This is a genomic window from Paraburkholderia sp. AV2 (assembly GCF_054968425.1).
Map to the genome: position 1 here is coordinate 113,592 of NZ_JBANLK010000005.1, position 23,740 is coordinate 137,331.

Here is a 23,740-nt window from a genome sequence, read left to right on the forward strand (position 1 = left end):
ACAGCTTCGCTTGCATCTACTTGACCAGCAGCCCGCCATCGACAACGATGGCCGCACCGTGGATGAATTCCGCGCCCGGTCCGCTCAGAAAGAGCGACACGTACGCGATGTCCGCGGCACGGCCAAGCCGGCCCGCCGGGACGCGTTTCAAGGTCTTGACGAGCGCCGAGTCCTCGTCTTCGAGCACGTTGCGCGTCATCGCCGTTTCGATCATGCCGGGGCACACCGCGTTGGCGCGAATGCCGCGCCGTCCGTAGTCGGCGGCAAGCTGGCGCGTATAGCCAATCACCGCGTGCTTGCTCGACGTGTAGGCGGCTCCGCCACCGCCCGCCTTGAAGGCCGCGACCGAGGCCATGTTCACGACGATTCCCGCGCCGCGTTCCAGCATGCCGGGCAGCAACGCGTTGGTGAGCCGCATCATGCCTTTCACGTTGATGTCGAACACGCGGTCCCATAGCGCTTCGGGCGTATCGAGCGTGCGCGCCCAACCGTCGAGACAACCGGCCGTGTTGCACAGAATGTCGATCGCGCCGAATGCGTTGAGACCTTGCGCGACGGCGTGCGTAATCTGCTGCGTATCGGTAAGGTCGGTGCGCACGCATAGCAGCGCATCGCGCGCGGGGCACGCTTCCTTTAGGCTGCCGAGGCCGTCGGCGTCGATATCCACGGCGACCACGCGCGCCCCCGCCGCGACGAACAACTCGACCTGCGCACGACCAATGCCCGATGCTGCACCGCTCACGAGCGCCACCTTGCCGCGCATGTCGACGAGCGAGGCAGGCGATTGACGGAACGAGCCGCTCATGCCGGCGACTCCGCGCGCCGTCCGGTCCAGCGCACCGGCTGCACGGCGAGCCGCCCTTCGCGCACTTGCACGGACAATTCGCGCTTGAGGATCTTGCCGCTCGCCGTCATCGGAAATTGCTCGACGCTGACAAAGTATTCCGGCATGTCGTACTTCGAAAGGCCTGCGTCGAACAGATGTTCCAGCATCTCGTAAGCATCCACCGTCGCGCCCGGCACGCCGATGATGCCGAGACATACTTTTTCGCCAAGGCGTTCGTCGACGACCGGAAACGCGGCAACCTTCACCACCATTTCATGCGTCAGCGCGAGACCTTCTATTTCGGCCGGATAGATATTGTGGCCGCCACGAATAATCAGATCCTTCGAACGTCCTGCGATCTGCAGATTGCCTTGTTCGTTGAAGCGCCCCAGGTCGCCGCTCATGAACCACCCCTGCGCATTGAACGACGCCTGGGTGGCCGCATGGTTACCGAAGTAGCCGAGCATCAGCGACGCGCCGCGTCCGCCTATCTCGCCGATTTCGCCAGGCGCGGCTTCGACGTCGCGGTCGTCGGTACGGAATACGCGCAGCTCGTAGCAAGGATTGCCGCGTCCGCACGTCTGGCCGACCGTCTCGATCATCGTATCGAGATCGTCGGTGGGCAACGTCGTGGTATGCGAGCCGTTTTCGGTCATGCCGTAGGTATTCTGTGGCGTGATCCCGCGCTCCACGAGCCGGCGCGCCAGTTCGGCAGGGATCGCCGCGCCGGACATATAGAACGTCTTCACGTTGCCGAGTTTGTCGAGTTTGCGCGATTCCATTTCTCGCAGGATGTCGATCGCATGCGTAGGCACGCCCATCACATAATCGGCTTCGCACGCGACGATGCGATCGAACGGCTTCTCGCCTTTCGAAAGATCGTTGACGACCAGCTCGCAGCCCGTCACCAGCGTTTGTTCGAGGCCGATGGTCGCGAGATGGTGGCTCAACGGCCCCAGGCAATAGATGACGAGGTCGCGCGTATGCGTCCAATCGTCAACCATCGCGCGGCCGTTGGCGAGCAGCGTGTTGTCGCTGTGCATCAATGCTTTCGGCGCACCGGTAGTGCCCGAGGTGAATGCGAGATACGTCACCTTGTCCGGGTTGTCATTGATCGGGCGTGCGGAGAAATCGGGCGGCAGTGCCGGAAATGCATGGCTATCCCGCGCTTGCGCTTGATTCGCCAACGCGTACACGCGCTTCATGCTCGCAAGCGACCCGAGCAGAGCGAAAATGTTCTTCACGTCCGAGTCCGAGCCATAACCGGGCAAGCCGACGAATGCCGATACCGCGCACCGTTCGAGCAGCGTCATGACTTCATCGACAGTATGGTTCTGATGCAGCGATAGCGTGCACACAAAGCCTTCGCGCGAGCAAGCCAGCAGCAGTACCGCGGATTCCACACGATTCGGCAGCCATGCGGCGACGCGATCGCCGGTACGCAGGCCCGCGTCGTGCAGTTCGGCGCCAAGCGCGTCGGCCCAGCACACCAGGTCCTTCCAGGTCAGGCGGAGATGCGCATCGCGCAACGCGAAGCGGCCAGGATAATCGCGCGCATGGCGGCGCGCAATCGTATACAACGTGTCGTCGCGCCATTGCCCGTTTGCGTAAAATTCACGCGCGAGCGCTGGATCATGCAAGGTCAGCAAATTGGAACGCATTCATGTCTCCGTGTTCTGGTTCGTTCGTCGCGTATCGACACTTAGCGGTCCATTTTCACCACGACCTTGCCGCGCACCAGCCCGTCGCGCACCAGACGCATGGCCTCCGCCGCTTCATCGAAGGCGAACGCGCGCATCACCACCGGCCGCACGTGACCTTCGCGCCACAGCCGAAACAGATCTTCCTGCGCGGCCTTCACTTTCTCCGGCGTGCGATCGCGGTAGTCGCTCCATTGCAGCCCTGCTACGGCGATGTTCTTCAGCAGCAGATAATTCACCTTCTGCGAGGGAATCTCGCCCGCCGCAAAACCAATCACGACGACGCGCCCGCACCACGCCGTGGTGCGTAATGCGCCCGCAAAGAAGTCGCCGCCGAGCGGATCGAGCACGACGTCCGCGCCGTGGCCGCCCGTCACCGCGTGAACCTGCTCGCGCACGCTTTCGCGCAGATTGCCGCCGGACAGATCGATCACGTAACGCGCGCCCGATTCGCGCACCACCTTCGCTTCCGCGTCGTTGCGCACGGCGGCGATCACGGTCGCGCCGTGGCCCACCGCGATCTGCACGGCGGCCAGACCCACGCCGCCCGAGGCTCCGCCGATCAGCACAGTTTCGCCCGGCTTGTACTGTCCGCGCTCCATCAGCGCGAACCACGCGGTCTGATACACGAGCCCCATTGCGGCGGCTTCCTCGAAACTCATTCCGTCCGGAATCCGAAACGATTGCGACGGCGTGGTGATGGCTTCGTGTGCGAGCGCGCCGTACTCGATCTGCGACATGATGCGATCGCCGGGCGCATACCCAGTCACGCCCTCGCCCACTTCGCGCACCACGCCGGCGAAATCCTTGCCCGGCGTGAAAGGCCGCGCAGGCAACAGTTGATACGCGCCCGACACGACGAGCACATCCGGAAAGTTGATGCCGGCGGCATGAACATCGACAGCTATCTGCCCCGCTTCCGGCTTCACGCCGGGAATATCCTCGATCAGCATCGAAGACGGATCGCCATGCTCATGCACTCGATAGCTACGCATATCTGTTTGGCCTTTTACATCCATAAAATAAGCATTCCGAAACATAAAGAATTGAAGCGCAGCGATTTACCCATCGACGTTCTGCTCGAACCGTCTTCATAAGGCAATAGCCATGCCAACATGAAGGCGGCCCGCCATCTCCGCCGATCCCGCTACCGCGCTTCGTCCCCGTTATATCCGATCTCGCGAGTGTCTTCGGTACGGACTGACTGTCCGTTGAACACACACGGTATGTTCAGTCGTCTTTAAGCGCCGCACGCGCGGCGGCGTTCGTCGCACGGCGCGCGGGCGCATAGGCCGGATCGCCGAGGGATTCGTACAGCGCTTTCGTAACGCCGTAGTGGTGCGCTAGCCCGCTGCGCTCGAGCAGCGCGATCGGCCCTTCCGGATACCCGAGGCCGAGGCATAGCGTTTTGTCGAGATCCGCCGCACTAGCCAGCTTTTCGTCGAGACGGCGCAGCGCGGCGTTGTAGTACGGTCGGGCAAGCCGGTCGACAATGCGGCCCGGGAAATCCCCGCATACGGCGACCACCAGGCCCGCCGACGCGAATGCGTCCTTCGCGGCCGCAAGCGCTTCGTCGCCGGTGCCGGCGGGCCGCACGAGTTCGATCAGATTGCTCGGCGCGGCATGGCCGAGACGAAATCGCGCAAAGCCGAAGACGTTGGCGGCTTCGCCTTCGTCCAGATACGCGCCGAGGCATTCGGTGCCGAGCTCGACCAGCACGAACGGCACACCGGCCAACGAAGCCTTGTCATGCGCGAAACGACGGCCTGCGCCTGCCCCCACGTAGACGCACGCGCTCGCGTCGCTCGACGCCCGATCGACGAACGTATGGCCTTCCGCGAACGAACGGCTTTCGCCCGTAACGATGATCTTGTAGGACTGTGCCATTGTCATGCTCCGTACATCTTGTTGTCGTCGTACTGATGGAAGCCGATCCCGCTCTTCTTGCCTAGTCGCCCCGCCGCGATCATGCGGCGCACGAGCGGAGGACACGCAGCGCGAGGCTCGTGAGTTAAGCCGTGCATGGCTTCGCACAGCAGCCGCTGCGTGTCCATGCCGATCAAATCCAGCAGTTCGAGCGGTCCCATCGGATAACCGAGCGCGGTCTTGATGGCGAGATCGATGTTTTTTGCGTCCGCCACACCCTGCTCGACGAGGCGGATCGCGTCGTTGTTAAACGGGATCAGGAAATAGTTGAGGATGAAACCCGGCGTGTCTTGCGTCTTCACCGGCTTCTGGCCGAGCGCGAGCGCGAAGTCCCATGCTTTTTTGAAGGTCGCCTCGCTCGTATTCATGCCGGGCGACATCTCGATCAACTTCATCAACTGCGCTGGCAGACAGAAATGCATGCCGACTACGCGATCGTCGCGACCCGAGCCGCCTGCGATTTCCGTGATGGAAATCGTCGACGTATTCGAGGCGAACAGCGCGTCCTTGCCGCAGATCTCGTTGAGTTTGCCGAACAGATCGTGCTTCACGCCGAGGTCTTCGAACACCGCTTCGATCACGATGTCGCAGTCGGCCATATCATCGAGCTTCGTCGTGCCTTCCCAGCGCGACATGATGCCGGACACCGCATCCGCCGGAATCTTGCCGCGCTGCGCGGATTTGTTCAGGAAACCCTCGGTCTGCTTGCGCGCGCGATCCAGCGCGTCCTGACGCGTATCGAACACCTTCGTTCTGAAACCCGCGCGCGCCGCTACGATAGCGATGCCGCTGCCCATCGTGCCCGCGCCCGCCACGCCGACCGTTTTAATTTCGCTCACATCCGTCTCCTGTTATTTCTGAATGAAGCTCCGCCCGATCAACTGGCGGTGCACCTGATTCGTTCCTTCCCAGATCTGCGTGATCTTCGCGTCGCGCATCAGGCGCTCCACGCGGTAGTCCGAGCAATAGCCGTAACCGCCGAACAGTTGCACCGCATCGGTGGTGATGCGCATGGCCGCGTCCGACGCGCGCAGCTTGAGCATCGACGCTTCAATGCCGAAGTCCGGATCGCCCGCGTCGACCATTTCCGCCACGCGCCATAGCCACGCGTCGCACAAGGCGAGTTCGGCAGCCATATCGGCGAGCATGAACTGGATACCCTGAAACTCGATGATCTTCTTGCCCGACTGCTTGCGTTCGTTGATGTACGCCACGGCATCGTCGAACGCGGCGCGCGCGATGCCGAGCGCATGTGCAGCGACGCTGGGACGCGAGCGGTTCAACGAGCCAAGCAGAATCTTGAGCCCTGCCCCCGCTTCTCCCATCAGATTGCCGCGCGGCACCCGGCAGTTTTCGAACGCGAGCGTGGCCGTGCCGGATGCCCGCGTACCCATCTTGTGCTCCGTGCCGACGACGGAGAGACCAGGCGTGCCTTTCTCCAGCACGAGTACCGAGATGGCTTTCTTCGGATCGTCGATACCCGCCCATTTGCCGAACAGCAGATAGATATCCGCGACGTCGCCGTTGGTAATGAAAGTCTTCGAGCCGTTGATGACGATGTGATCACCGTCTTCCCTGAAAGCGGTTTGCATGCCGGTGGCGTCCGATCCGGCATTCGGCTCGGTGATCGCAAGCGCGACGAGCGCGCCCTGCGCCACGCGCGGCAAAAACGTCTCTTTAAGATCGTTCCCGCCGTACGCGACGATCGGCTTTGCCGCATGAAAATTGGTCGCCCAAATAATGCCGGTCGATGCGCACGCTTTTGTAATTTCCTTCACGCATGCGGCATAACACGTAAATGACATCGGCACGCCGCCGTACTCCTCGGGCACGAACATCGCATTGAGGCCGAGTTCGTTGATGGCCTTCACGTTATCCCAGGGGAACTCGCCCGTGCGATCGTAATCGGCCGCGCGCGGCATGATCTGTTCGGCGCAAAGCTTCTTCACGCTGTCCAGCACCATGCGTTCTTCGTCGTTCAGCTTGATGCGCGCTTCGATTCGTTCGAGTACATTCATCTTCGTGTCCTTACTTTTTTTCGGCGCTCCGTTAGAGCGCCATACCCTGACCGCCGTCCACGTACAGCGTTTCGCCCGTCATGAAAGCGCCCGCCGGCCCGAACATCGACGCCACCACGTGCGCCACGTCTTGCGCCTCGCCCGGCGCGCGTAACGGAATGCGCTTTTCGAGGAACGCGCGCAGCGCATCGCCGTTCATCTCTTCGCGATTGAGGTCGGTAACGATGTAACCCGGCGCGACGTTTATCACGCGAATTCCGTGCCTCGCCCATTCGGCCGCAAGACAACGCGTAATGGCGCCCACCGCCGCTTTCGACGCGCAATAGGCGACGTTGCGCTTCACGCCTAGCTTGTCGAAGAACGAACCGATATTGACGACGACGCTTTTGCCCGCCTCGCGCAGATACGGAAACGCTGCCTGGCTCGCGGCCAGCAGCGCGGTCGCGTTGGTGGACATCACGCGATCGAAATCCTGCAGCGCGAATTTTTCAGACGGCCCTTCCAGATGAATGCCCGCGTTGTTCACGAGGCCGACGAGCGGCGCCCTGGCTTCCCGCGTCAACGTTTCGAACGCTACGGCGAGCGCCGCTGCGTCGTTGATGTCGCATCGGATCGGCATCCAGCGCGCGCGCACCTCGTCTGATACGTTCTCGCGCTGCGGCGCGCCGCCGGTTCGCGACAGACAGCCTACCGAATAGCCGCTCACCGCGAGTTCTTCGGCGATCGCCGCGCCGATGCCGCGGCTCGCGCCGGTCACCATCACACATCCGCGAATCTTGCTTTCCTGCGTCATATCAAGCGTCCTTGAATTGGGGCGCACGCTTTTCGACGAACGCGCGCATACCTTCGGCGGCATCCTGCGTGCGATACGCGAGCGTCGACAAATCGGCTTCGATTTGCAGGCCTTCCTGCAAGCTCACGCCGTGCGCCCGCTGCACGGCCTCACGCGCGAACGTCGACGCACAACGCGAGTACCGCGTGAACTGGCTGACGAACGCTTCGCCGATGGCTTTCGGTTCGCCGCCCTCCACTACGCGATTCACGAGCCCGATGCGCGCCGCTTCTTCGGCATCCACCGTGCGGCCCGACATGACGAGTTCGAGCGCCCGCGCCTCGCCGATCAGACGCGGCAAACGTTGCGTGCCTCCGTAGCCGGGAATCAGGCCAAGCTTGATTTCGGGTAGCCCCATTTTCGCGTTCGGCGTCGCGACACGAAACAGGCAGGCCATCGCCAGTTCGAGACCGCCGCCGAACGCGTAGCCGTGAATCACCGCAACGGAGGGAATCGACAGACGATCCAGTTTCGCGCACACGGCTTGTCCAAACGCCGCGCCGTCACGTTCTTCCATCAGGCTGCGGCCCGTGAGTTCCTTGATGTCGGCACCCGCGCAAAACGCTTTCCCGCCGGCGCCGGTGAATACCAGCGCTCGCGCGGACGAACGCGCCACCTCGTCGATCGCCGATGCGATCTCGCGCAGCACCGCGAAACTGAGTGCGTTCAATGCTTCGGGACGATCGAGCGTAATGTGCGCGATATCGCCGGAGAATGCGAGTTGCAGGCTCATGCTGCGCCTCCCGTTACCGTTTCGGCCGCTTCGGCAACCTGCTTCGGTGCGACGTAGCGCACCGCCACCGGCACGAGTTCGCCCGCGCGCGTGCTGTCGATCAACTGGCGCTTGAGAATCTTGCCGCTCGCCGTCATCGGGAACATCGGAAGCTGGAGGAAAAACTCCGGCATGTCGTATTTCGAGAGACCCACTTCCGCGAGATATCGCAGCAGCGCGTCCGGATCGACGGATTTGCCCGCTTTCGCGATAACGGCGAGACAGACTTTCTCGCCGAGGCGGTCGTCCTGTACCGGATAAGCGGCCGCACGTTCCAGATCGTGATGGCGCATCGCCAGTTCCTCGATTCGCGACGGATGGATATTGTGGCCGCCGCGAATGATGAGATCCTTGGCGCGCCCAACAATCTGCAGGCAACCGTCCGGCGTCATCACACCAAGGTCGCCGCTCATGAACCAGCCGTGACGATTGAATGACCGTTCCGTAGCGCTTTGATTGCTGAAATAGCCGAGCATCAGAAGGCCGCCGCGTCCGCCAATCTCGCCTACTTCGCCGGGCTGCACTTCGGTGTCGGGATCGTCCTGACGCCACAGCTTCACTTCGTAGCCCTTGCACGCGCGGCCGCAGGTCGACACGATGGAGTCCGGCGTATCGGTCGGAATGGTGTACTGGTGCGAACCGTTCTCCGTCATGCCATAGATGTTCTGCGGCGTGACGCCCAGGTTCACGAATTTTTGCGCGACTTCACGCGGAATCGCCGCGCCGGCCATATAGAAGGTCTTCACCTTGCCAATCGCGTTCAACCCGCGTGCGGAGACTTCGCCCAGAATGTCCATCGCGTGCGTCGGGACGCCCAGCACGTAGGTCGCGCCGGTTTCGAGCACCCACTCGAGGCCCTTCTTGCCGCGGATCGGATCGGTCATCACGAATTCGAGCCCCGCCACCATCATCTGCTCGATGCCGACGGTGGCGATGTGATGGCTCATCGGCGAGAGCGACAACATCACGGTATCGGTCGTATGCCCCCAGTCGTAGACAAGTGCGCGGCCGTTCGCGAGCAATGTGTTGTCGCTATGCATCACGCCCTTCGGCATACCGGTCGTGCCCGACGTGAACGCGAGGTAGGTGATCTTGTCGGGATTCAGATCGCAGGCGCGCGTGACGGCGGGCGGTACGCGCTCGGGAAACGGCGAGGCCTGTTCCTCGGGACGCAGTGAGTGCGCATGGCGCTCGAGCGCGTAGACGGCGCTCAGATTCGGCAGCGACGCCGCGCGCGCGAAGATCGAATGGCGATCGCTATCCGCGCCATAGCCGGGCGCGGCGAACAGCGCCTTCGCATCGACGCGTTCGAGCAGCACGGCGATTTCGTCCACCGTGTAATTCTGGTGCAGCGAAGGACAGCACACGTACCCGTTGCGCGAGCACGCCAGCAGAATCACGACGGTCTCGACCACGTTCGGCAGCCAGACGCCCACGCGGTCGCCCGAACGCAGCCCGGCGCGATGCAGTTCCTCGCCGACGCTGTCTGCCCAGTTCACCAGCTCGCGCCACGTGAGGCGCAACTCGGCGTCACGCAGCGCGCAGGCGGTGGAGCGCTCGCGCGCATGACGGCGCGCGAGCGTGTAGAGCGTGTCCTGCTGCCACACGCCTTCGAGATAGTATTCGCGCGCGCGCTGCGGATCGTGCAGGGTGAGAATGTTTTGCATATGCGTCGCTCAGTGGCCGAATTTGGAAGCATCCGGCTCGCGGCGCTCTGCAAACGCGGTGGCCAGTTCGTCGTGCTCCTGCGAATCCAGATAGCCGCGCAGCAGCAAGTCGTGGCTCATGCGCGACAGGCCGCTCACGCCGCCGTGACGCGCATTGAATGCAGCCTTCAGCGAAGCCAGCGCGAATGCGCCGCGCTGCGCGATTTCCAGCGCGTACTGGCGCGTCGCCTCCCTCAGTTCGGCGTCGGGCACGACCTTGTTGATCATTCCCCACTCCAGCGCCTCTTTCGCCGAGATTTTCGGATTGCGGAACCAGATATCCTTCGCGCGCTTCTTGCCGACGAGATCTTCCAGATACCACGTGCCATAGCCCGCGTCGAAGCTGCCGACCATCGGCCCGACCTGGCGGAAAATCGCGCTTTCCTTCGCAATGGTCAGATCGCACACGACTTGCAGCACGTTGCCGCCCCCACCGCATAGCCGTTTACCGACGCGATCACGGGTTTCTGCAAACGATCGATGCTTTCATACATTTCAAGCGTGGGCAGCACGCCGGCGTAGAGCGTGGAATTCTGCATGCCATCCTTGCGGCCGCCCGTGCAGAAGAATTTGTCGCCCGCGCCGGTGATGACGATGACGCGCGTGCGCGTTTCGCGGCGGATCGCGTTGATGCAGTCGCGGATCTCGTGACACATTCTTTCGGTGAACATGTTGCCGTCGTCGGGGCGGTTCAGCGTGATCGTGCCAATGGGACCGTCTTCGTGATAAAGGATTTCTTCGTAAGCCATTTTGGTTTTCGTCTCCTTCGAATTCGAATTCAAATGATTCCGTCGTGTTTAAGCTGCTCGACGCGTGCGTCCGACAGGCCGAGCCGCTCCCGTAATACGTCTTCCGTGTCCTGCCCCAGCGCCGGGGGCGCGCGGCGATGAATATCGCTGCGTCCGTCGAACTTGATGCCAAGCCCCACTTGCGGAACAAGGCCTGATTCGCCCTGCGCCGCATAGAACAAGCCTTCGTCGAGCAACTGCGAGTCCTGCACGAGCTGATCGATACGATTGATCGGACCGGCGGGAATGCGATGCGCGGCAAAGAGCGCCAGCCAATGCGCGCTCGATCTGGCTTTCAGGCGACAGGCAATCGCGTCGACGATTTCCTCTCGCGCCTCGCGCCGTTGCGCGTTACTGCGAAAACGCGGCTCTTCGGCGTATTGAGGCTCGCCGAGCGCGTTCCAGAAGCGTGTCCAAATCGCGTCGTTGCCGAGGCCGAGCGTGATCGGATCGTCCGCAGTATCGAATACCTGATAAACCGCAATCACCGAATCGCGGCCGCCCGATCGCGTGACCGACTCGCCCGAGCCGAGGTACGGCACGATGCGGGGCGCCATGAAGCGCACCATGCTTGACACCATCGACACGTCAATGCGTTTGCCCACGCCCGTGCGAATCCGTTCGACCACGGCAGCGAGCGTCGCAAGCGCGACGTCCTGCCCCGCGAGCAGATCGGCGGCGGGCGTACCGACTTTCTGCGGACCGTCCTCCGGCTCGCCGGTGAGATCCATCACGCCGGAGTACCCTTCCGCGATGAGGTCGTAGCAGGGCAAACCCGAACGCGGGCCGTCGGGCCCGAAGCCCGTCAGCGAGACGTGAACAAGACGCGGATATTTTTCGTGCAGCCGCGCGTAATCGACGCCAAGCTTGGCTTGTACGGCCGGCACCATATTAAGCACAAGCACGTCGCTCTGCTCGATCAACGCATCGAGAATAGCGCGACCTTCCGCATGCTGCACGTCGAGCGTGATGCTCGCCTTGTTGCGATTCACGCTCAGAAACCACAGCGATTCGCCGTTTTCGGTAAACGGCGGCCCCCAGGCGCGCGTATCGTCGCCTGCGCCCGTGCGTTCGACCTTCGTAACTTCGGCGCCCAGGTCCGCGAGCAATTGCGTTCCGTAGGGTCCCGCGACCGAAGTAGTCAGGTCGAGCACGCGTAGGCCCGCCAACATGCCGAGTCCGGCTGTCTCCATTTTTTTGGGAAGTCTGTCGAGCTGCCTCATTGTGTCCTCAGATCGAACGAGTGACAGCATTAGGGCAAGGTTCATGCCAATTTTCGCGAGAGAGACGCGTGAAATCATGAAGCGTTATAAACACGCTCGATGCCGCGGCTTTCTCGGGGTTTTCAAGTAAGCGCCGTGTTTCGTCTTTAACGAGCCGGGCGTTCTGGAATACAATCGTTCGCGTGCCGAGTGTTGTCGGTGCGGTCACTTTCCGCACGCATGTGTACACGGGCCACAAGACGCGAATCATCCGGCGAGAACCCAAGAGGGAGACATGTCGAGACAGGAATGCGGAGTGCTGGTGTTGGACGACACCGGTTCAGTCCGCCTATCCGCTGGGCTTTGCGAAGATACATCGCTCATCGCGGAGCTATCGGCTTTATGGCGCAATCGGGCCGACAACCGTCTGAAGCAGGTTTTTCCGTTGATCAACAAGGAACGGCCGCTGATGGTGTCGGCATTCAAGGCCGCCCAAGCCGTGTGCTTTCTCGTGTCGGTCAACGACACGAACGAGGCGCTGTCCGAGTTCATCTCCAGCGTCGATTTCTCCGACGACATTCTTCGCCACTTCGTTACCAATCCCTACGAAGCGATCACCGTCGTCGATCAAGCCGGCAAGCTGCTCTACATGAGCCCCGTGCATGAAAAATTCTTCGGACTCCGGCACGGCGAGGCGGTAGGTCAGCCCGTGACCGAAGTCATCGAAAACACCCGCCTACAGGAAGTTGCCGTGAGCGGCCGCGCGCAGATCGGCCGCGTGCAGGAAATGAACGGCGTCGCCCGGGTGGTAAACCGCGTGCCCATTTTCGACAAAGGCAAGCGTTGCGTCGGCGCAATTGGCCAGGTGATGTTCAAAGGCGTGGAAGCGCTCGAGGAAATGCGCGGCGAGCTCACACGCGTGCGTCAGGAACTCGACTTCTACAAGCGCGAACTCTCCGGCATTCGCAACCGCTCGTACGGTCTTCAGCAGATCGTCGGCAACAGCGATGCGATCAAACGGCTGAAGGAAGACATTTTGCGCATTGCGCCGCTCGACGTGCCGGTGCTCATCGTCGGCGAAAGCGGCACGGGCAAGGAACTGGTGGCGCACGCCATTCACATGCTGAGCCCCCGCAGCGCCAATCCGCTCGTGCTGGTGAACGCGGCGGCCATGCCAAGCACGCTGGTCGAGGCCGAGCTGTTCGGTTACGAAGGGGGCGCCTATACGGGCGCGGACCGCAAGGGACGTAAAGGCAAATTCGAGCAGGCGGATACGGGCACGCTGTTTCTCGACGAAATCGGCGACATGCCGCTCGACGTGCAGGTCAAGCTGTTGCGCACGCTGCAAGACGGCAGCTTCGAACGCGTGGGCGGCGAACGCCGCAGGCATTCGGATTTTCGCCTTATCACCGCGAGCAATCGCGACTTCGATTCGATGATCGAGGAAAGCACGTTCCGGCTCGATCTGTTCTATCGGATCGCGGCGATCACGCTGCGTCTTCCGCCGCTGCGCGAGCGGCTGGACGATATCGGGCTGCTGGCCGACGTGTTCCTGCAAGGCTTTGCCGACCGTCACGGCGTGCCGAAGAAAAGGCTCGGCCCCGAAGTCGTGCGCTTTCTGCAATCGCGGCCGTGGCCAGGCAATATTCGCCAGCTTCAGCATGCGGTCGAGCGCGCGGCGATTTTCAGCGATTCGGACACGATTTCCGTCGTCGATTTCGGCCTCTCGTTCGATCCCGCGAAGGAAACGCCACCGGCCAGCTATGCGGTGCTTTCCGCACAGCGCGATAACGCGCCCAACGACGTATGGGCTGCAAAGGATCGCCTGGAATCCGAGTTGATCGTGGAAACGATGCAGCGGCTCAAGGGGAACAAGAAGCGCGTGGCGGAAGAACTCGGCGTGTCGCGCTCGTATCTGTACAAGCGCTTGAGCGAGCTTTCGATCAACTGATGCACGCGTGGTGACGCGGCTTGGCGCCGTACCACGATCGGATTCGCGATAACGGCACCGTCGCGTGATCGGGTCACGCCGCGTACGAGCGGCGATTCCCGTTCTGGTCAGTCGTGGCCGATGAAGCGCATCTCATCGCCCGCCCGGCGCGAGCAATGTCGCGTTCGAATCGCCCAGCGCAGGCGCGTTCCGGCGCGCGGGCGGTGCGCGAAACACCGGCGCGACGGGAACCGGCAGCGCAGGCAGCGTCGTCTCGCCGAAACCGATGCGGTGTTCGAACAAACCGCGCGCCTTGACGTGTGGATCGTTCACCGCTTCTTCGAGCGTCGCGACGATCGAACAGCACACATCCTGGCCGTCGAACAGCGCTTTCCATTCGGACGCGGTGCGCGTTGCGATGCGCTTGCCCACTTCGGAGATGGCTGCGGCAGGGTCGGCCGCCGGATCCCGGAACGCTTCCGGCAATTCGATGATGCGTATAAACGCCGCCCAGAACTTTTCCTCGATCGGCGCAGCGGCGACATAGCGCCCGTCAGCGGTCGCATAGATCTGATAGCGCGGCGAGCCGCCTGTGACGAGCTCGCGGCCCGGCTTCGGCCAGCCCTGCCCCGACAAGCCACTGCCCACGCCCCAGTAATTGAATGCGAGCAGGTTGTCGGCCATCGAGATGTCGAGATACGCACCCTCGCCCGTGCGATCGCGCTGACGCAGCGCGAACATGATGTTCATCACCGCCGGCATCGCGCCGCCCGCGATATCCGCCGCGAGCACGGGCGGCAGCACGGGCTTGCCGCTGTCGTCCGCACCCAGGCCGAGCACGCCCGTTTCGGCAATGTAGTTCAGGTCGTGCGCCGCGATATGGGCTTTCGGGCCCGTTTGCCCCCAGCCGGTGATCGAGCAGTAGACAATACGCGGATTCATCTCGCGAACCTGTTCGTAGCCGAGACCGAGCCGCGCCATCACGCCGGGGCGAAACTGCTCGATTAACACGTCCGCCTTGTCGATCAGCGGGCGCAGGCGCGCGATGGCGTCGGGCGCCTTCAGATCGACAGCGAGGCTGTGCTTGCCTCGATTGAGCATCACGAAGTTCACGCTGTCGTCGCCGATGCGGGGGTGATACGAGCGCATTTCGTCGCCCGAACCCGGCCGCTCGACCTTGATGATGGTGGCGCCGGCCTCCGCCATGATGAGACCGGCGAGCGGTCCCGGCAGCAGCGTCGAAAAATCCAGAACATTCAAGCCTTCCAAGGCGGACATGAAAAATCCTCGCGTATTTCGTTCGGTGTGTATGGGATGGATGAATGGGAACAGTGCGCTCAGTTGGCCCGGCGTCCCGATACATGGCGCGTGCGCGCGGCGCGGATCGCGGCGTCGAAATCCGTTTCCGTCGCCAGATGTGCGTTTGTTTTCGAAAATCGTAGTAAGCGACTTTCATGCCAGTCGGGCCAGGGATACGCGAGCCATGCACGGAGGCGCCCTTCATGATGGACATAAACCGCCATGTCATTCGTTTCGCGCGGGCGAAACCACGGGCGAAAAACACGCGATGATGTCCTCGAACGCGACGCCCGCGCACTAACTGTCTTTCGCGCGTACACAAGTGTTCGGCGCTGTCGCGACCGACGGCATGGTGAGCGCGTGGCCGGAAGCCAACCGGCCGCATTGCGCAGCGTGTACCTACACGCGCAGCAGCACGCGGTTCGGATCGATGACCGAGCGGATCAGCCGCAGATGCTCGTCGTCCGGTTCGGGCGTCGTGAGCACGACGTCCGGAACCATGGGTCTAAAGGACATCAGATCGAATACCTCTTCCTTCGTCACCCCCGGGTGCAGCAACGCGAGGCGCATCTGTTTCGTCTCCGGCTCGAAGTCGAAAATCGCCTTGTCGGTGATGACGAGTTCAGGGCCGCCGGGTGGCAGACCGACTTCTTCGCGCGAACGACCGCCCTGGTAGTGCCCCACGCTCGTGATGAAGTCGACACGATCGACGAACACCCGCCTGTCGAGATCGACGACCACGAGAGGCCGAGGCACGAATGCGAGATGCTCCGGCTGCGCGAGACAGCCCACCAGCCGCACCGACGGCTTGCGGTAGTCGCCGATGGCCGTGATGTTGAGATTGCCGAACCGGTCGATCTGCGCGGCCGAATCGAAACACACGTCGAAGGCTTGACGCGCCAGCATGTCGCACTTGATGCCCGTATCGGAGGGGCACGACGAGGCGGGCCAGCGGGTGAATGTGTCCTGTTTGATGTCAGATGAGACCCTGCTGAGATCAGGTTCCAGCAGGTTGCCCCAGTAGACCGCCGCTGAGGGCGCATGGAGCATCTGCGCGAGCCGCACTGCAGTGAGTGGAATACCTACGGCAAGCGTGAACGCGCGGCCGTTGGTTCCCACGCCCACGAACACGAGGTCGCCATCGCGAATCTGCTTCGCGATCGCGCACGTCACGAGTTCGTTCATCGAATACGGCTGATCGGCCTCCCGGGCAAGCCTGCTCATACGTTACCTCCGTGACCCGTGACATTGAGCGCCCCCAGCGCGGCGAGACCGCCAACCTTCTCGATATAGGCGGCGTGCGAAGCAGGCGCGTGGACATACTCGTCGAGCCACTCCCGCGCACCTTCAGCCGTGCGGCTGCGCGTCAGATACTCGGCCAGCCGCGCTTCGTCCTCGTTGTAGTGCGCGTCGCATGCCCCGGGATGTGCGCCATACGGAGCCTCGACAATCGCTTCCACCCAATGCCCCGGAATGTAGGTCAACGTCGGCCGGCGGACAATCTCCTCGTGCGGGATGATCTTTTCGACGGTGACGATGAGCCGCTTTGCCGAACTCGCGATCATCTGGTCGATGTCATCGGTGTCGCGGACAATCGGCCACTGTACGTTGCCATAGCGGTCGCCGACGTAGCCATGAATGACGGTGAAATCAGCTTTCGCGGCCGCCACCGCGTGCAACGACGCACCCGAGAAAGGGCAGCGCATTTCGCGAAACTGCTCGGGGTTGAGGCGCGCGATATCCGAACCGAGCAATGTCTTGAGCGGCATGAATTCCAGCCCGGCCGAAGCTGCCCGAAACCGCGCGACCATCGCCGTCTCGGAGAAATCGCGCACCTCGATTTCGCCCGCCTCCACCCCGCGCCTGAAATTCGGTGCGAGGCCATGGCTGAACATGCCTACGTAGATGCCTTCATAACGGCGCAACGCGCCCGCCGCCGCAAGCATGTCGACCGCGGTGGTTGCCGCCCAGGTCTGTACGGTCAGGTCGCGCACACCATTGCGGATCAACTCGCGCACGGCGGCATTCGGCTGCCGGCGCAGCAGACTGCCGCCGAGCGCGACCGTGCTGCCCGAACTGACTGCTCGCAAGGCAGCGCCGAGTTCAACGAGCTTATCGTTCATCGATTCGTTATCCTCCGTAATTTTCAGCAATGGCAACGGTGCGCGGCCACGGCCGATGCAGCACGTGTCCGCCCCACCGCCATCACCCGTTGCGACGACGCCTGGGGTTACCCCGGACACATGGAAGCTTGCGCGAAAATAAAAACGTTTCGATAATTCTGTCTGATTGCACGAACGAATGCAACCAGAATTGGACGAACAATTCGGAATCTGCGCGTTCACCTCACTCATCAAGGCCGCGCCGTGACATCGACGCGGTCGTTGCGAGTCGTCACGAAAGCGATCCTCGCCACGCCAGGAGACAGGATGCAAACCGATCACGAACCCGAATGCCTTTCGACCGACATCAGCCGTCGCAGCATGCTGAAGCTCGGCGCCGCGAGCCTGCTTGGCGGCACGCTGCTCGCACTCGGCGCGAAGCCGGTGCGTGCCGCAGACAAGTTGACGATCGGCGCGATCATCTACGCGCGGGACTCGCAGTACTGGCAGCAGATCGAGAAGGGCATGCGCGATGCTGCGAAAGACAACAACGTGAATCTGCTGGTCGGCATGAACCAGCGTCAGCTACCGGTGGAAAGCCAGCTCGTCGACGACTACATGACGCGCGACGTGGACGCGCTGGTCATTCCTCCGCTAGACGCGCAAAGTTCGATTGCGGCGGCAAAGCGTGCGAAGAGCAAAGGCATTCTTGTGATCGAATACGACACCCAACTCGCGGACAAGTCGATCGCGAACCACTCGGTCGGCGTCGACAGCTTTGCACTCGCATCGGCGCTGGGCGAAGATATGCATCAGTACATCGCGTCCCGGCTCGGCGGCGCGGCCACGATCGGCCTGATCTCGCTGCCGCCGATGAACGCGAACAGCGGCCCACGCCGCTCGGGCGTGCTGAAGGGGCTGGAAGGCGTCAAGATCGATGTGGTGGCCGAGGTGTCGGGCAGCACGCCGGAACAGGGAGCAAATGGCTTCGAGAACATCATGCAGCGTAATCCGCATACGCAGCTCGTGTGGGCATCGAACGCAGGAACGCTTGCGGGCGCAGCGGTTGCTGCAACGCATTCGAAGTCGCCGGCGAAACTGTACGGCATCGACATGAGCCAGGAACTTGCGAACATGCTGCTCGATCCAGCCAACAATCTCACTGCGGTCGCCGACCAGCAGCCGTACCGCATTGGTCGTCTGACCGTGGAAACCGCCGTTCAGGCGAAACAGGGCAAGAGCGAACCGCGCTACGTGCTGGTGCCGCCCAAGCTCTACAGAAAGAGCGAGCCTGACGAGGTAAAGCAGTACCTCGCACTGGTGAAGTCGCTCGCGTCGTAATGAAGCAGTACAAGGAAGCAGCATAAGGAAGCAGGCTGGAATCCAACCACGAGGTTCACGTGTTGAAGAACAAATGTATTTCCCTTGAAGACGCGGTCTCGCTGGTCCCAGACGGCGCGCGTCTGGCACTCGGCGGCTTCGCCGTCTATCAAAAGCCGATGGCGTTCGTGCGCGCGCTCGCGCGAGCGCGGCGGCGCAATCTGACGATCGTCGGATCCGCGCACAGCTACGACGTGGATCTGCTCGCCGCGGCGGGCTGTCTCGCAACCGTCGAAACATCGTACGTCGGGCTCGAAAAACACGGCCTCGCGCGCAATTTCCGCCGTCGGGCCGAGGACGGCTCGCTGCGCGTCGTCGACTACCCGGAGATGGGCAGCTGGGACCGCTTTCGCGCAAACCAGGAAGGCCTCGCGTTCTGGCCGGTCGGTTTTCTCGGCGGGAACGACGTGCTCACGCACAACCCGGACATTCGCCCGTTCACCTGTCCGGTCACCGGCCGCCCGATGCAGGCGCTGCCTGCCGCGAACCCTCAGGTGGTGGTCATTCATGCCGTGGCGGCGGATGAGCAGGGCAACGTCGTGTTCCCCGCGCGCCGGCTGTTGCCGCAAAACGGCGACGTGCTGATGGCCCGCTCCTGCGACACGGTGATCGTCACCGCGGAAAGGATCGTGTCGAAGGCGTTCATCCGTCGCCACGCAAGACTCGTCGAGGTGCCGGCCTACCGGACCACGGCTGTCGTCGAAGTACCGTGGGGCGCACATCCCACGCCGCTGCTGTCGCGCTATCTTGCCGACGAGGAACACATGGCGGAATACGCGCAGGCCGCCGAGAGCGCTGCGACGTTTGACGACTATCTGCAACGCTACGTCTTCGAACCCGCTTCGCACGACGACTATCTGCAACGCGTCGGTGCCGCCCGCATCGCACGCCTGTCCGACATCGACTCCCTGCTATGAACCAGGCACCTACCCTTCACGAAACACTCGCCGTCGTTCTGTCGCGCACGTTCGTCGACGGCGAAGTCGGCTTCACCGGTCTGCTGACCGGCGCCGCGGCCGCGATCTACGGCACCTCGATTCCGCTCGCTGCAATGGAGCTGGCGCGACGCTCGCACGCCCCCAATCTGACGATCCTGCTGGCCGGCTGCTATCACAACCCTGTTCTGGACGAACTCGATCGGCTGCCCGATTCCGAGCACGATGCGCAACTGCGCGATCTCGCCTGCGAAGCGCAGACCATCGACTATCCGGGCCAGTGGGCACTCAAGCGCGGCGACGTCCGCTTTGGCTTCAGCAGCGCGGTCCAGGTCGACGTGGTGGGCAACATCAACAGTGTCTGCGTGGGTCCTTACGAACACCCGAAAGTCAGACTCGTCGGGCCGATCCTGCAGCCGGAACACATGACCCTGTTCGGCCGCGAATACGTGATGATGCCGCACCACGAGCGCCGCAATTTCGTCGAGAAAGTCGACTACGTATCAGGCGTCGGCTATCCAGGGGGAGAGGCGGGACGGCGCGCGCTCGGGCTCGACAGCGGCGGCCCCTGCTTCGTTATCACCCCGCGCTGCGTCTTCGACTTCGACCGCGAGGCGGGCCGGATTCGCGTGCACTCCATCCATGCCGGCGTATCGGCCGACGAACTGCGGGCAGCAACCGGGTTCGACCTTGGTGATCTTTCCGCCGTGCCAGTGACCGAAGCGCCCAGCACCGAAGAGCTGCGGCTGCTGCGCGAGTCTGTCGATCCGCGCAACATCCTGCGGTTGCGCGCGGACTGACGTCGGGGTCCGCACGCCGGCCCGCCCGGTGTGCGAGCCTCGCGCGCGCCATGCGGTCGCATCGCTACGCACGCAAGCGCCGCGCGCGACGCGGCTCACGCCTTCGCGTAGAGCTGCGTGGCAAGCGCCAGCAGACGACGGGCTCCGATACGCTGGAGGCACGCATCGTGATCCGGCTCGCCTAACGCGCTTTCTCGCAGCCAGCCCGCGAAGCTGTCTTCGCAACGTGCGGCGCGGGAGAACTCGTCGCACATCGCGTCGTCGCTGCGGTAACGCGCTCCGAATCCGTATGGCCACGCGCCGTACGGGGCTTCGACCACGCAGGACACTTTCGCCGCATCGAGAAGCGGTTGGCTTGCGAGCGCCGCAATCGTCTCGCGGCTGACGATCTGTTCGACAGAGACGATGACGGTCGTAGCGGCGCGCGCCAGCAGCAGGTCGACGTCGTCGCCCATGTGCGTCGGTGCGAGACGCGCGTTGCCGTCGCGATCTGCCAGTTGTGCATGGATGATCGCGAGATTGGGGCGCACGGCGGCAACTGAGGCCGCGACAACGCCGGAAAAAGGGCAGGTGCACGGTTTCAGCCAGGCATCTTCCCCGGCGACGGTCGCTTCGGCCAAAGGCTGGAACGAAGTGCCACCGGCGCCGGCGCCCAACGCGGCACGCATGACCACTGCGTCGTGTCGTTCGAGTATCGGCGCTGTCGACGTTCGTCGGATACCTTCGCAAAGGCCAGACGCGTCCTCGTCAGCGGCACAGTCGATCCGCTCCACGGCACCGGCGTCGACGAGCAGCCGCGCGTCGATGCCAATCCCGAAACACAGCAGATGCAGTGCCCGTCTGCGCTGCCGCGCAAGTTCCCGGGCCAATGCCACCGGGCGCCCGACGAGCCCACTGCCGCCAAGCGCGACCGTGGCGCCATCGGGTATCCCGGCTACTGCATCGCGCAACGACCGTACCTTCGATTGCGTCCTCGAGTTCTGCGTCATGGTCCGCTACCTCGTTCGATTGCATGCCCGTAATACGGTCTATCGGCCGACATACACGTGGCCAGGGTCGATCACTTCGCGCAGCAACTGCAGTTGTCGGGTGTCCGGCGCCGCAAGCCGCATGACCTGCGGTGCGAGTCCGAGTTCGAAGCTGCAACGCGCCTGCACGTCGACCGCCTCGACGCCCGGATACAGGGCCTCGATACGCATCCGCTTCGTGTCGGGATCGAAGCCGAGCACTGCGAGATCCGTGATCACGCGGGCCGGACCGCCTCCCGGCAAGCCGGCGTTCTCGCGCGCGCCCGGGCCGTTCAGGAATCCGGGCGTCGTCAGGTATTGCAGCTTCTCCACGAACCGTTTGCGCTCGAGCCGGCAGATCACGACAAACCGGCCCGCCATGCTGGCGATGTCATTGGCGCCGCCACTGCCGGGCAGGCGCACCTTCGGCCGGTGATACGGTCCGATCACGGTGGAATTGAGGTTGCCGTAGGGGTCGATCTCCGCAGTGCCGAGAAAACCCAGATCGATCACACCACCCTGCAGCAGGCTCAGTGCGTAAGCTGTACCGGCGACCATCGGCGCGCCATGCGCGAGACGGTAGTCGCCCACGCCAGTCGCCAGTTCGCGCGGCCGCGGGTCAACGATGCCGGATTCGAACACGAGCTTCACGTCCGGCGCGTGCGTGACTTTCGCCAGATACGCGGCGACCATCGGCAAGCCCGTCCCGATGAATGCGACGTCGCTGCTGCGGATTTCGGCGGCCGCCGAGACGGCCATGAGTTCATCTGGACTCGCGTTACTCATGTGCGTGCTCCGCGGGAACGTAGCCGAGCGCCGGATCGACGCGCAGTTTCAGCAGCCGCGCGACGCCGATCCGGTCGAGATAGGCCCAGTGATCCGTCACGCCATCTATCCATTCGCTCAACCACGCGTGTGTCGTATCGGCAGACTGCGAGGCCGTGTAATAGGCGTCGAGAAACGCGTGATCGTGCTGGTAGTAGCCGAAGTTGCCGAGTGGATGCGCGCCGAACGGCGCCAGCACGACAGCATCGACGAGCATTGCCGGCAGGATCGTGAATTCCGGGTGCTGCCGGATGATCGCCGTGTCCACGATCTCTTCGACGGAGACGATCACATGCGCCGCGGCCCGTGCCTGTTCGACGATCACGGAGGTCGGTCCGAAGAGCTGCACGTTACCTTCTTCGTCGGCACGCGCCGCATGGATGATGGCAACGTCGGGCCTGAGAGGCGACACCGCCAGCACCCGGCCGTTGCCGAACGGCGACTCGATCAGCCGGCTCTTGCCCGATGCCGGCTCGAATCCCGGCACGTTGAGCATGTCGGTGCCGGACATCGCTCTCATCGGCATGAACGGCAGGCCCATCGCCGCGGCGTTCAGCCGGTTGACCATCCCGAAGTGACTGTGATCCTCGACTTCGATCTCGCCGCTCTCCACGCCCGCGGAAAAGCGCCGACAACGCCCGAATCCTTCGAACATGAAGTTCGAGAAGTAGAAGCGGCTGAGCGCGCCGGCCGCGGCCATCCACTCGGCGACCCAGCACTCGGCCACGCCCATCAGCGTGAGGTCGCGCGGACATCGTCGCAGCAACCCGCGCAGCAGCGCCATCGGCTGATGCGAATGGGCGAAGCCGCCCGCGGTCACGGACATGCCGTCGCGGATCGCATCGAGCGCCTGATCGATCGATACCACTCTGCTTTGGCTCACGCTCGCCTCCGCATTCAACCCGCTACCGCGCGCCCGAACTCGCGCGGCTCTTCGATCCATCGCTCGGTGCCGCCGGTGATCAGCGACACGACGGCATCCGCATCGAGCTTCGACGTCGGCACGTCGCCCACTTTTTCGCCGCGACGCATGACAACCACCCGGTCGCTCATCTCCATCACCATCGGCATGCTGTGTGTGATCAACACCACCGCTGTGCCTTCGGCGCGGATCTGGCGCACGCTGTCCATCGCGCGTTTGGTCTCCTGCACGCCGAGTGCCGCGGTCGGTTCGTCGAGCAGGATCATCGAGCGCTCCCACAAACGTGCGCGCGCCAACGCGACCGCCTGCCGCTGACCGCCGCTCAGGCCCGCGACATTGGCCCACGTGCTCGGCACGTTGATCGACAGATCCTTCAGCACGTGCGCGGCGCGGCGATGCATCTCGCGCTTCGCAAGCCAGCGGAACGGCGTCACGCCGCGTTCCAGCTCGCGTCCGAGATAGATGTTCTCGGCAACGCTCAGGTTGGCGCACAGACCGAGATCCTGGTAGACGGTCTCGATGCCGAGATCGCGCGCCGCATCGGTGCTGTCGAGCGCGACCTCGCGTCCGTCGAAGGTGATCGTCCCGGCCGTCGGGCGGATCGCACCGGACAGCAACTTCACGAGTGTGCTCTTGCCCGCGCCGTTATCGCCGACGAGCGCGACCGTCTCGCCGCGCGAGATGTGGAAGTCGACGCCGCGCAGTGCCTCCACGGCGCCATACGTCTTGCGGACCCCGCGTGCCCGCAGCAGAAAGTGATCGTCCATGCC

General features: G+C 63.3%; 21 protein-coding genes and 1 pseudogene. 4 read left to right on the forward strand and 18 right to left on the reverse strand.

The features are described 5' to 3' along the window. Positions 1-16 precede the first annotated feature (16 nt). The 11 genes and pseudogenes from V8683_RS05800 to V8683_RS05850 all read right to left on the reverse strand — a co-directional run bounded on the left by V8683_RS05800 (position 17) and on the right by V8683_RS05850 (position 11,740). A complete protein-coding gene (locus V8683_RS05800) occupies positions 17-805 on the reverse strand; it encodes an SDR family NAD(P)-dependent oxidoreductase (protein ID WP_411189425.1) in 789 nt (262 codons plus the stop codon). Continuing rightward, positions 802-2,487 (reverse strand): class I adenylate-forming enzyme family protein, encoded by a 1,686-nt coding sequence (locus V8683_RS05805; RefSeq protein ID WP_411189424.1) that lies wholly within the window; start codon positions 2,485-2,487, stop codon positions 802-804. Before V8683_RS05805 ends, V8683_RS05800 begins: the two co-directional genes overlap by 4 nt. A gap of 41 nt (positions 2,488-2,528) precedes the next feature. Further along, complete coding sequence (locus V8683_RS05810; protein ID WP_411189423.1) at positions 2,529-3,521, reverse strand: NADPH:quinone oxidoreductase family protein; 993 nt, start codon at positions 3,519-3,521, stop codon at positions 2,529-2,531. A gap of 235 nt (positions 3,522-3,756) precedes the next feature. After that, positions 3,757-4,413 carry a 3-hydroxyacyl-CoA dehydrogenase family protein gene (locus V8683_RS05815; protein ID WP_411189422.1) on the reverse strand — a complete coding sequence of 219 codons (657 nt, stop codon included), beginning with the start codon at positions 4,411-4,413 and terminating at the stop codon, positions 3,757-3,759. Between the two features lie 2 nt (positions 4,414-4,415). Continuing rightward, on the reverse strand, positions 4,416-5,291 hold the full coding sequence (locus V8683_RS05820) for a 3-hydroxyacyl-CoA dehydrogenase family protein (protein ID WP_411189421.1): 876 nt from the start codon (positions 5,289-5,291) through the stop codon (positions 4,416-4,418). A 12-nt stretch (positions 5,292-5,303) separates the two neighbouring features. Next, on the reverse strand, positions 5,304-6,470 hold the full coding sequence (locus V8683_RS05825; protein WP_411189420.1) for an acyl-CoA dehydrogenase family protein: 1,167 nt from the start codon (positions 6,468-6,470) through the stop codon (positions 5,304-5,306). 31 nt (positions 6,471-6,501) lie between these two features. Then, on the reverse strand, positions 6,502-7,263 hold the full coding sequence (locus V8683_RS05830; RefSeq protein ID WP_411189419.1) for an SDR family NAD(P)-dependent oxidoreductase: 762 nt from the start codon (positions 7,261-7,263) through the stop codon (positions 6,502-6,504). Between the two features lies 1 nt (position 7,264). Further along, entirely contained in the window at positions 7,265-8,035 is a 771-nt protein-coding gene (locus V8683_RS05835) for an enoyl-CoA hydratase/isomerase family protein (protein ID WP_411189418.1), read from the reverse strand. Further along, positions 8,032-9,741, reverse strand: coding sequence for a class I adenylate-forming enzyme family protein (locus V8683_RS05840; protein ID WP_411189417.1), 1,710 nt, complete (start codon positions 9,739-9,741; stop codon positions 8,032-8,034). The genes V8683_RS05835 and V8683_RS05840 overlap by 4 nt, the downstream gene beginning before the upstream one ends. A 9-nt stretch (positions 9,742-9,750) precedes the next feature. Next, positions 9,751-10,529: pseudogene (locus V8683_RS05845) on the reverse strand (enoyl-CoA hydratase-related protein). A 29-nt stretch (positions 10,530-10,558) separates the two neighbouring features. Further along, complete coding sequence (locus V8683_RS05850; RefSeq protein ID WP_411189416.1) at positions 10,559-11,740, reverse strand: CaiB/BaiF CoA transferase family protein; 1,182 nt, start codon at positions 11,738-11,740, stop codon at positions 10,559-10,561. Positions 11,741-12,215: 475 nt separating this feature from the next. Between V8683_RS05850 and V8683_RS05855 the strand changes: the two genes are divergently transcribed. After that, entirely contained in the window at positions 12,216-13,721 is a 1,506-nt protein-coding gene (locus V8683_RS05855) for a sigma-54 interaction domain-containing protein (RefSeq protein WP_411189415.1), read from the forward strand. Positions 13,722-13,853: 132 nt separating this feature from the next. Here V8683_RS05855 and V8683_RS05860 read toward each other — a convergent pair whose 3' ends face one another. The 3 genes from V8683_RS05860 to V8683_RS05870 form a co-directional block, all read right to left on the reverse strand. Beyond that, positions 13,854-14,978 (reverse strand): CaiB/BaiF CoA transferase family protein, encoded by a 1,125-nt coding sequence (locus V8683_RS05860; protein WP_411189414.1) that lies wholly within the window; start codon positions 14,976-14,978, stop codon positions 13,854-13,856. 420 nt (positions 14,979-15,398) lie between these two features. Beyond that, positions 15,399-16,223 (reverse strand): CoA-transferase, encoded by an 825-nt coding sequence (locus V8683_RS05865; RefSeq protein WP_411189413.1) that lies wholly within the window; start codon positions 16,221-16,223, stop codon positions 15,399-15,401. Further along, a complete protein-coding gene (locus tag V8683_RS05870; RefSeq protein WP_411189412.1) occupies positions 16,220-17,353 on the reverse strand; it encodes a CoA transferase subunit A in 1,134 nt (377 codons plus the stop codon). The genes V8683_RS05865 and V8683_RS05870 overlap by 4 nt, the downstream gene beginning before the upstream one ends. Before the next feature lie 75 nt (positions 17,354-17,428). Between V8683_RS05870 and V8683_RS05875 the strand changes: the two genes are divergently transcribed. Genes V8683_RS05875 through V8683_RS05885 form a run of 3 tightly spaced genes read left to right on the forward strand, consistent with a single transcriptional unit; the run spans position 17,429 to position 20,216 of the window. Further along, positions 17,429-18,442, forward strand: a complete 1,014-nt coding sequence (locus V8683_RS05875; RefSeq protein ID WP_411189411.1) for a sugar ABC transporter substrate-binding protein — start codon at positions 17,429-17,431, stop codon at positions 18,440-18,442. 59 nt (positions 18,443-18,501) lie between these two features. Next, a complete protein-coding gene (locus V8683_RS05880; protein WP_411189410.1) occupies positions 18,502-19,398 on the forward strand; it encodes a CoA transferase subunit A in 897 nt (298 codons plus the stop codon). Continuing rightward, entirely contained in the window at positions 19,395-20,216 is an 822-nt protein-coding gene (locus V8683_RS05885) for a hypothetical protein (RefSeq protein ID WP_411189409.1), read from the forward strand. Before V8683_RS05880 ends, V8683_RS05885 begins: the two co-directional genes overlap by 4 nt. A 95-nt stretch (positions 20,217-20,311) precedes the next feature. Here V8683_RS05885 and V8683_RS05890 read toward each other — a convergent pair whose 3' ends face one another. From V8683_RS05890 to V8683_RS05905, 4 genes are read right to left on the reverse strand one after another with little or no spacing between them, the layout of a single operon-like run. Beyond that, on the reverse strand, positions 20,312-21,205 hold the full coding sequence (locus V8683_RS05890; protein WP_411189408.1) for a CoA-transferase: 894 nt from the start codon (positions 21,203-21,205) through the stop codon (positions 20,312-20,314). A 39-nt stretch (positions 21,206-21,244) separates the two neighbouring features. Continuing rightward, positions 21,245-22,009 carry a CoA-transferase subunit beta gene (locus tag V8683_RS05895; RefSeq protein WP_411189407.1) on the reverse strand — a complete coding sequence of 255 codons (765 nt, stop codon included), beginning with the start codon at positions 22,007-22,009 and terminating at the stop codon, positions 21,245-21,247. Further along, positions 22,002-22,931 (reverse strand): CoA transferase subunit A, encoded by a 930-nt coding sequence (locus V8683_RS05900; protein ID WP_411189406.1) that lies wholly within the window; start codon positions 22,929-22,931, stop codon positions 22,002-22,004. Before V8683_RS05900 ends, V8683_RS05895 begins: the two co-directional genes overlap by 8 nt. A 14-nt stretch (positions 22,932-22,945) precedes the next feature. Beyond that, positions 22,946-23,737 carry an ATP-binding cassette domain-containing protein gene (locus tag V8683_RS05905; protein WP_411189405.1) on the reverse strand — a complete coding sequence of 264 codons (792 nt, stop codon included), beginning with the start codon at positions 23,735-23,737 and terminating at the stop codon, positions 22,946-22,948. Positions 23,738-23,740 lie beyond the last annotated feature (3 nt).

Bases quoted from the DNA above. Each gene is read 5' to 3' on its own strand.
- V8683_RS05800 (WP_411189425.1), bottom strand. From the start codon at position 805: ATGAGCGGCTCGTTCCGTCAATCGCCTGCCTCGCTCGTCGACATGCGC.
- V8683_RS05805 (WP_411189424.1), bottom strand. From the start codon at position 2,487: ATGCGTTCCAATTTGCTGACCTTGCATGATCCAGCGCTCGCGCGTGAA.
- V8683_RS05810 (WP_411189423.1), bottom strand. From the start codon at position 3,521: ATGCGTAGCTATCGAGTGCATGAGCATGGCGATCCGTCTTCGATGCTG.
- V8683_RS05815 (WP_411189422.1), bottom strand. From the start codon at position 4,413: ATGGCACAGTCCTACAAGATCATCGTTACGGGCGAAAGCCGTTCGTTC.
- V8683_RS05825 (WP_411189420.1), bottom strand. From the start codon at position 6,470: ATGAATGTACTCGAACGAATCGAAGCGCGCATCAAGCTGAACGACGAA.
- V8683_RS05830 (WP_411189419.1), bottom strand. From the start codon at position 7,263: ATGACGCAGGAAAGCAAGATTCGCGGATGTGTGATGGTGACCGGCGCG.
- V8683_RS05835 (WP_411189418.1), bottom strand. From the start codon at position 8,035: ATGAGCCTGCAACTCGCATTCTCCGGCGATATCGCGCACATTACGCTC.
- V8683_RS05840 (WP_411189417.1), bottom strand. From the start codon at position 9,741: ATGCAAAACATTCTCACCCTGCACGATCCGCAGCGCGCGCGCGAATAC.
- V8683_RS05850 (WP_411189416.1), bottom strand. From the start codon at position 11,740: ATGTTGGCGGGCCTACGCGTGCTCGACCTGACTACTTCGGTCGCGGGA.
- V8683_RS05860 (WP_411189414.1), bottom strand. From the start codon at position 14,978: ATGTCCGCCTTGGAAGGCTTGAATGTTCTGGATTTTTCGACGCTGCTG.
- V8683_RS05865 (WP_411189413.1), bottom strand. From the start codon at position 16,223: ATGAGCAGGCTTGCCCGGGAGGCCGATCAGCCGTATTCGATGAACGAA.
- V8683_RS05870 (WP_411189412.1), bottom strand. From the start codon at position 17,353: ATGAGTGAGGTGAACGCGCAGATTCCGAATTGTTCGTCCAATTCTGGT.
- V8683_RS05875 (WP_411189411.1), top strand. From the start codon at position 17,429: ATGCAAACCGATCACGAACCCGAATGCCTTTCGACCGACATCAGCCGT.
- V8683_RS05885 (WP_411189409.1), top strand. From the start codon at position 19,395: ATGAACCAGGCACCTACCCTTCACGAAACACTCGCCGTCGTTCTGTCG.
- V8683_RS05890 (WP_411189408.1), bottom strand. From the start codon at position 21,205: ATGACGCAGAACTCGAGGACGCAATCGAAGGTACGGTCGTTGCGCGAT.
- V8683_RS05895 (WP_411189407.1), bottom strand. From the start codon at position 22,009: ATGAGTAACGCGAGTCCAGATGAACTCATGGCCGTCTCGGCGGCCGCC.
- V8683_RS05905 (WP_411189405.1), bottom strand. From the start codon at position 23,737: ATGGACGATCACTTTCTGCTGCGGGCACGCGGGGTCCGCAAGACGTAT.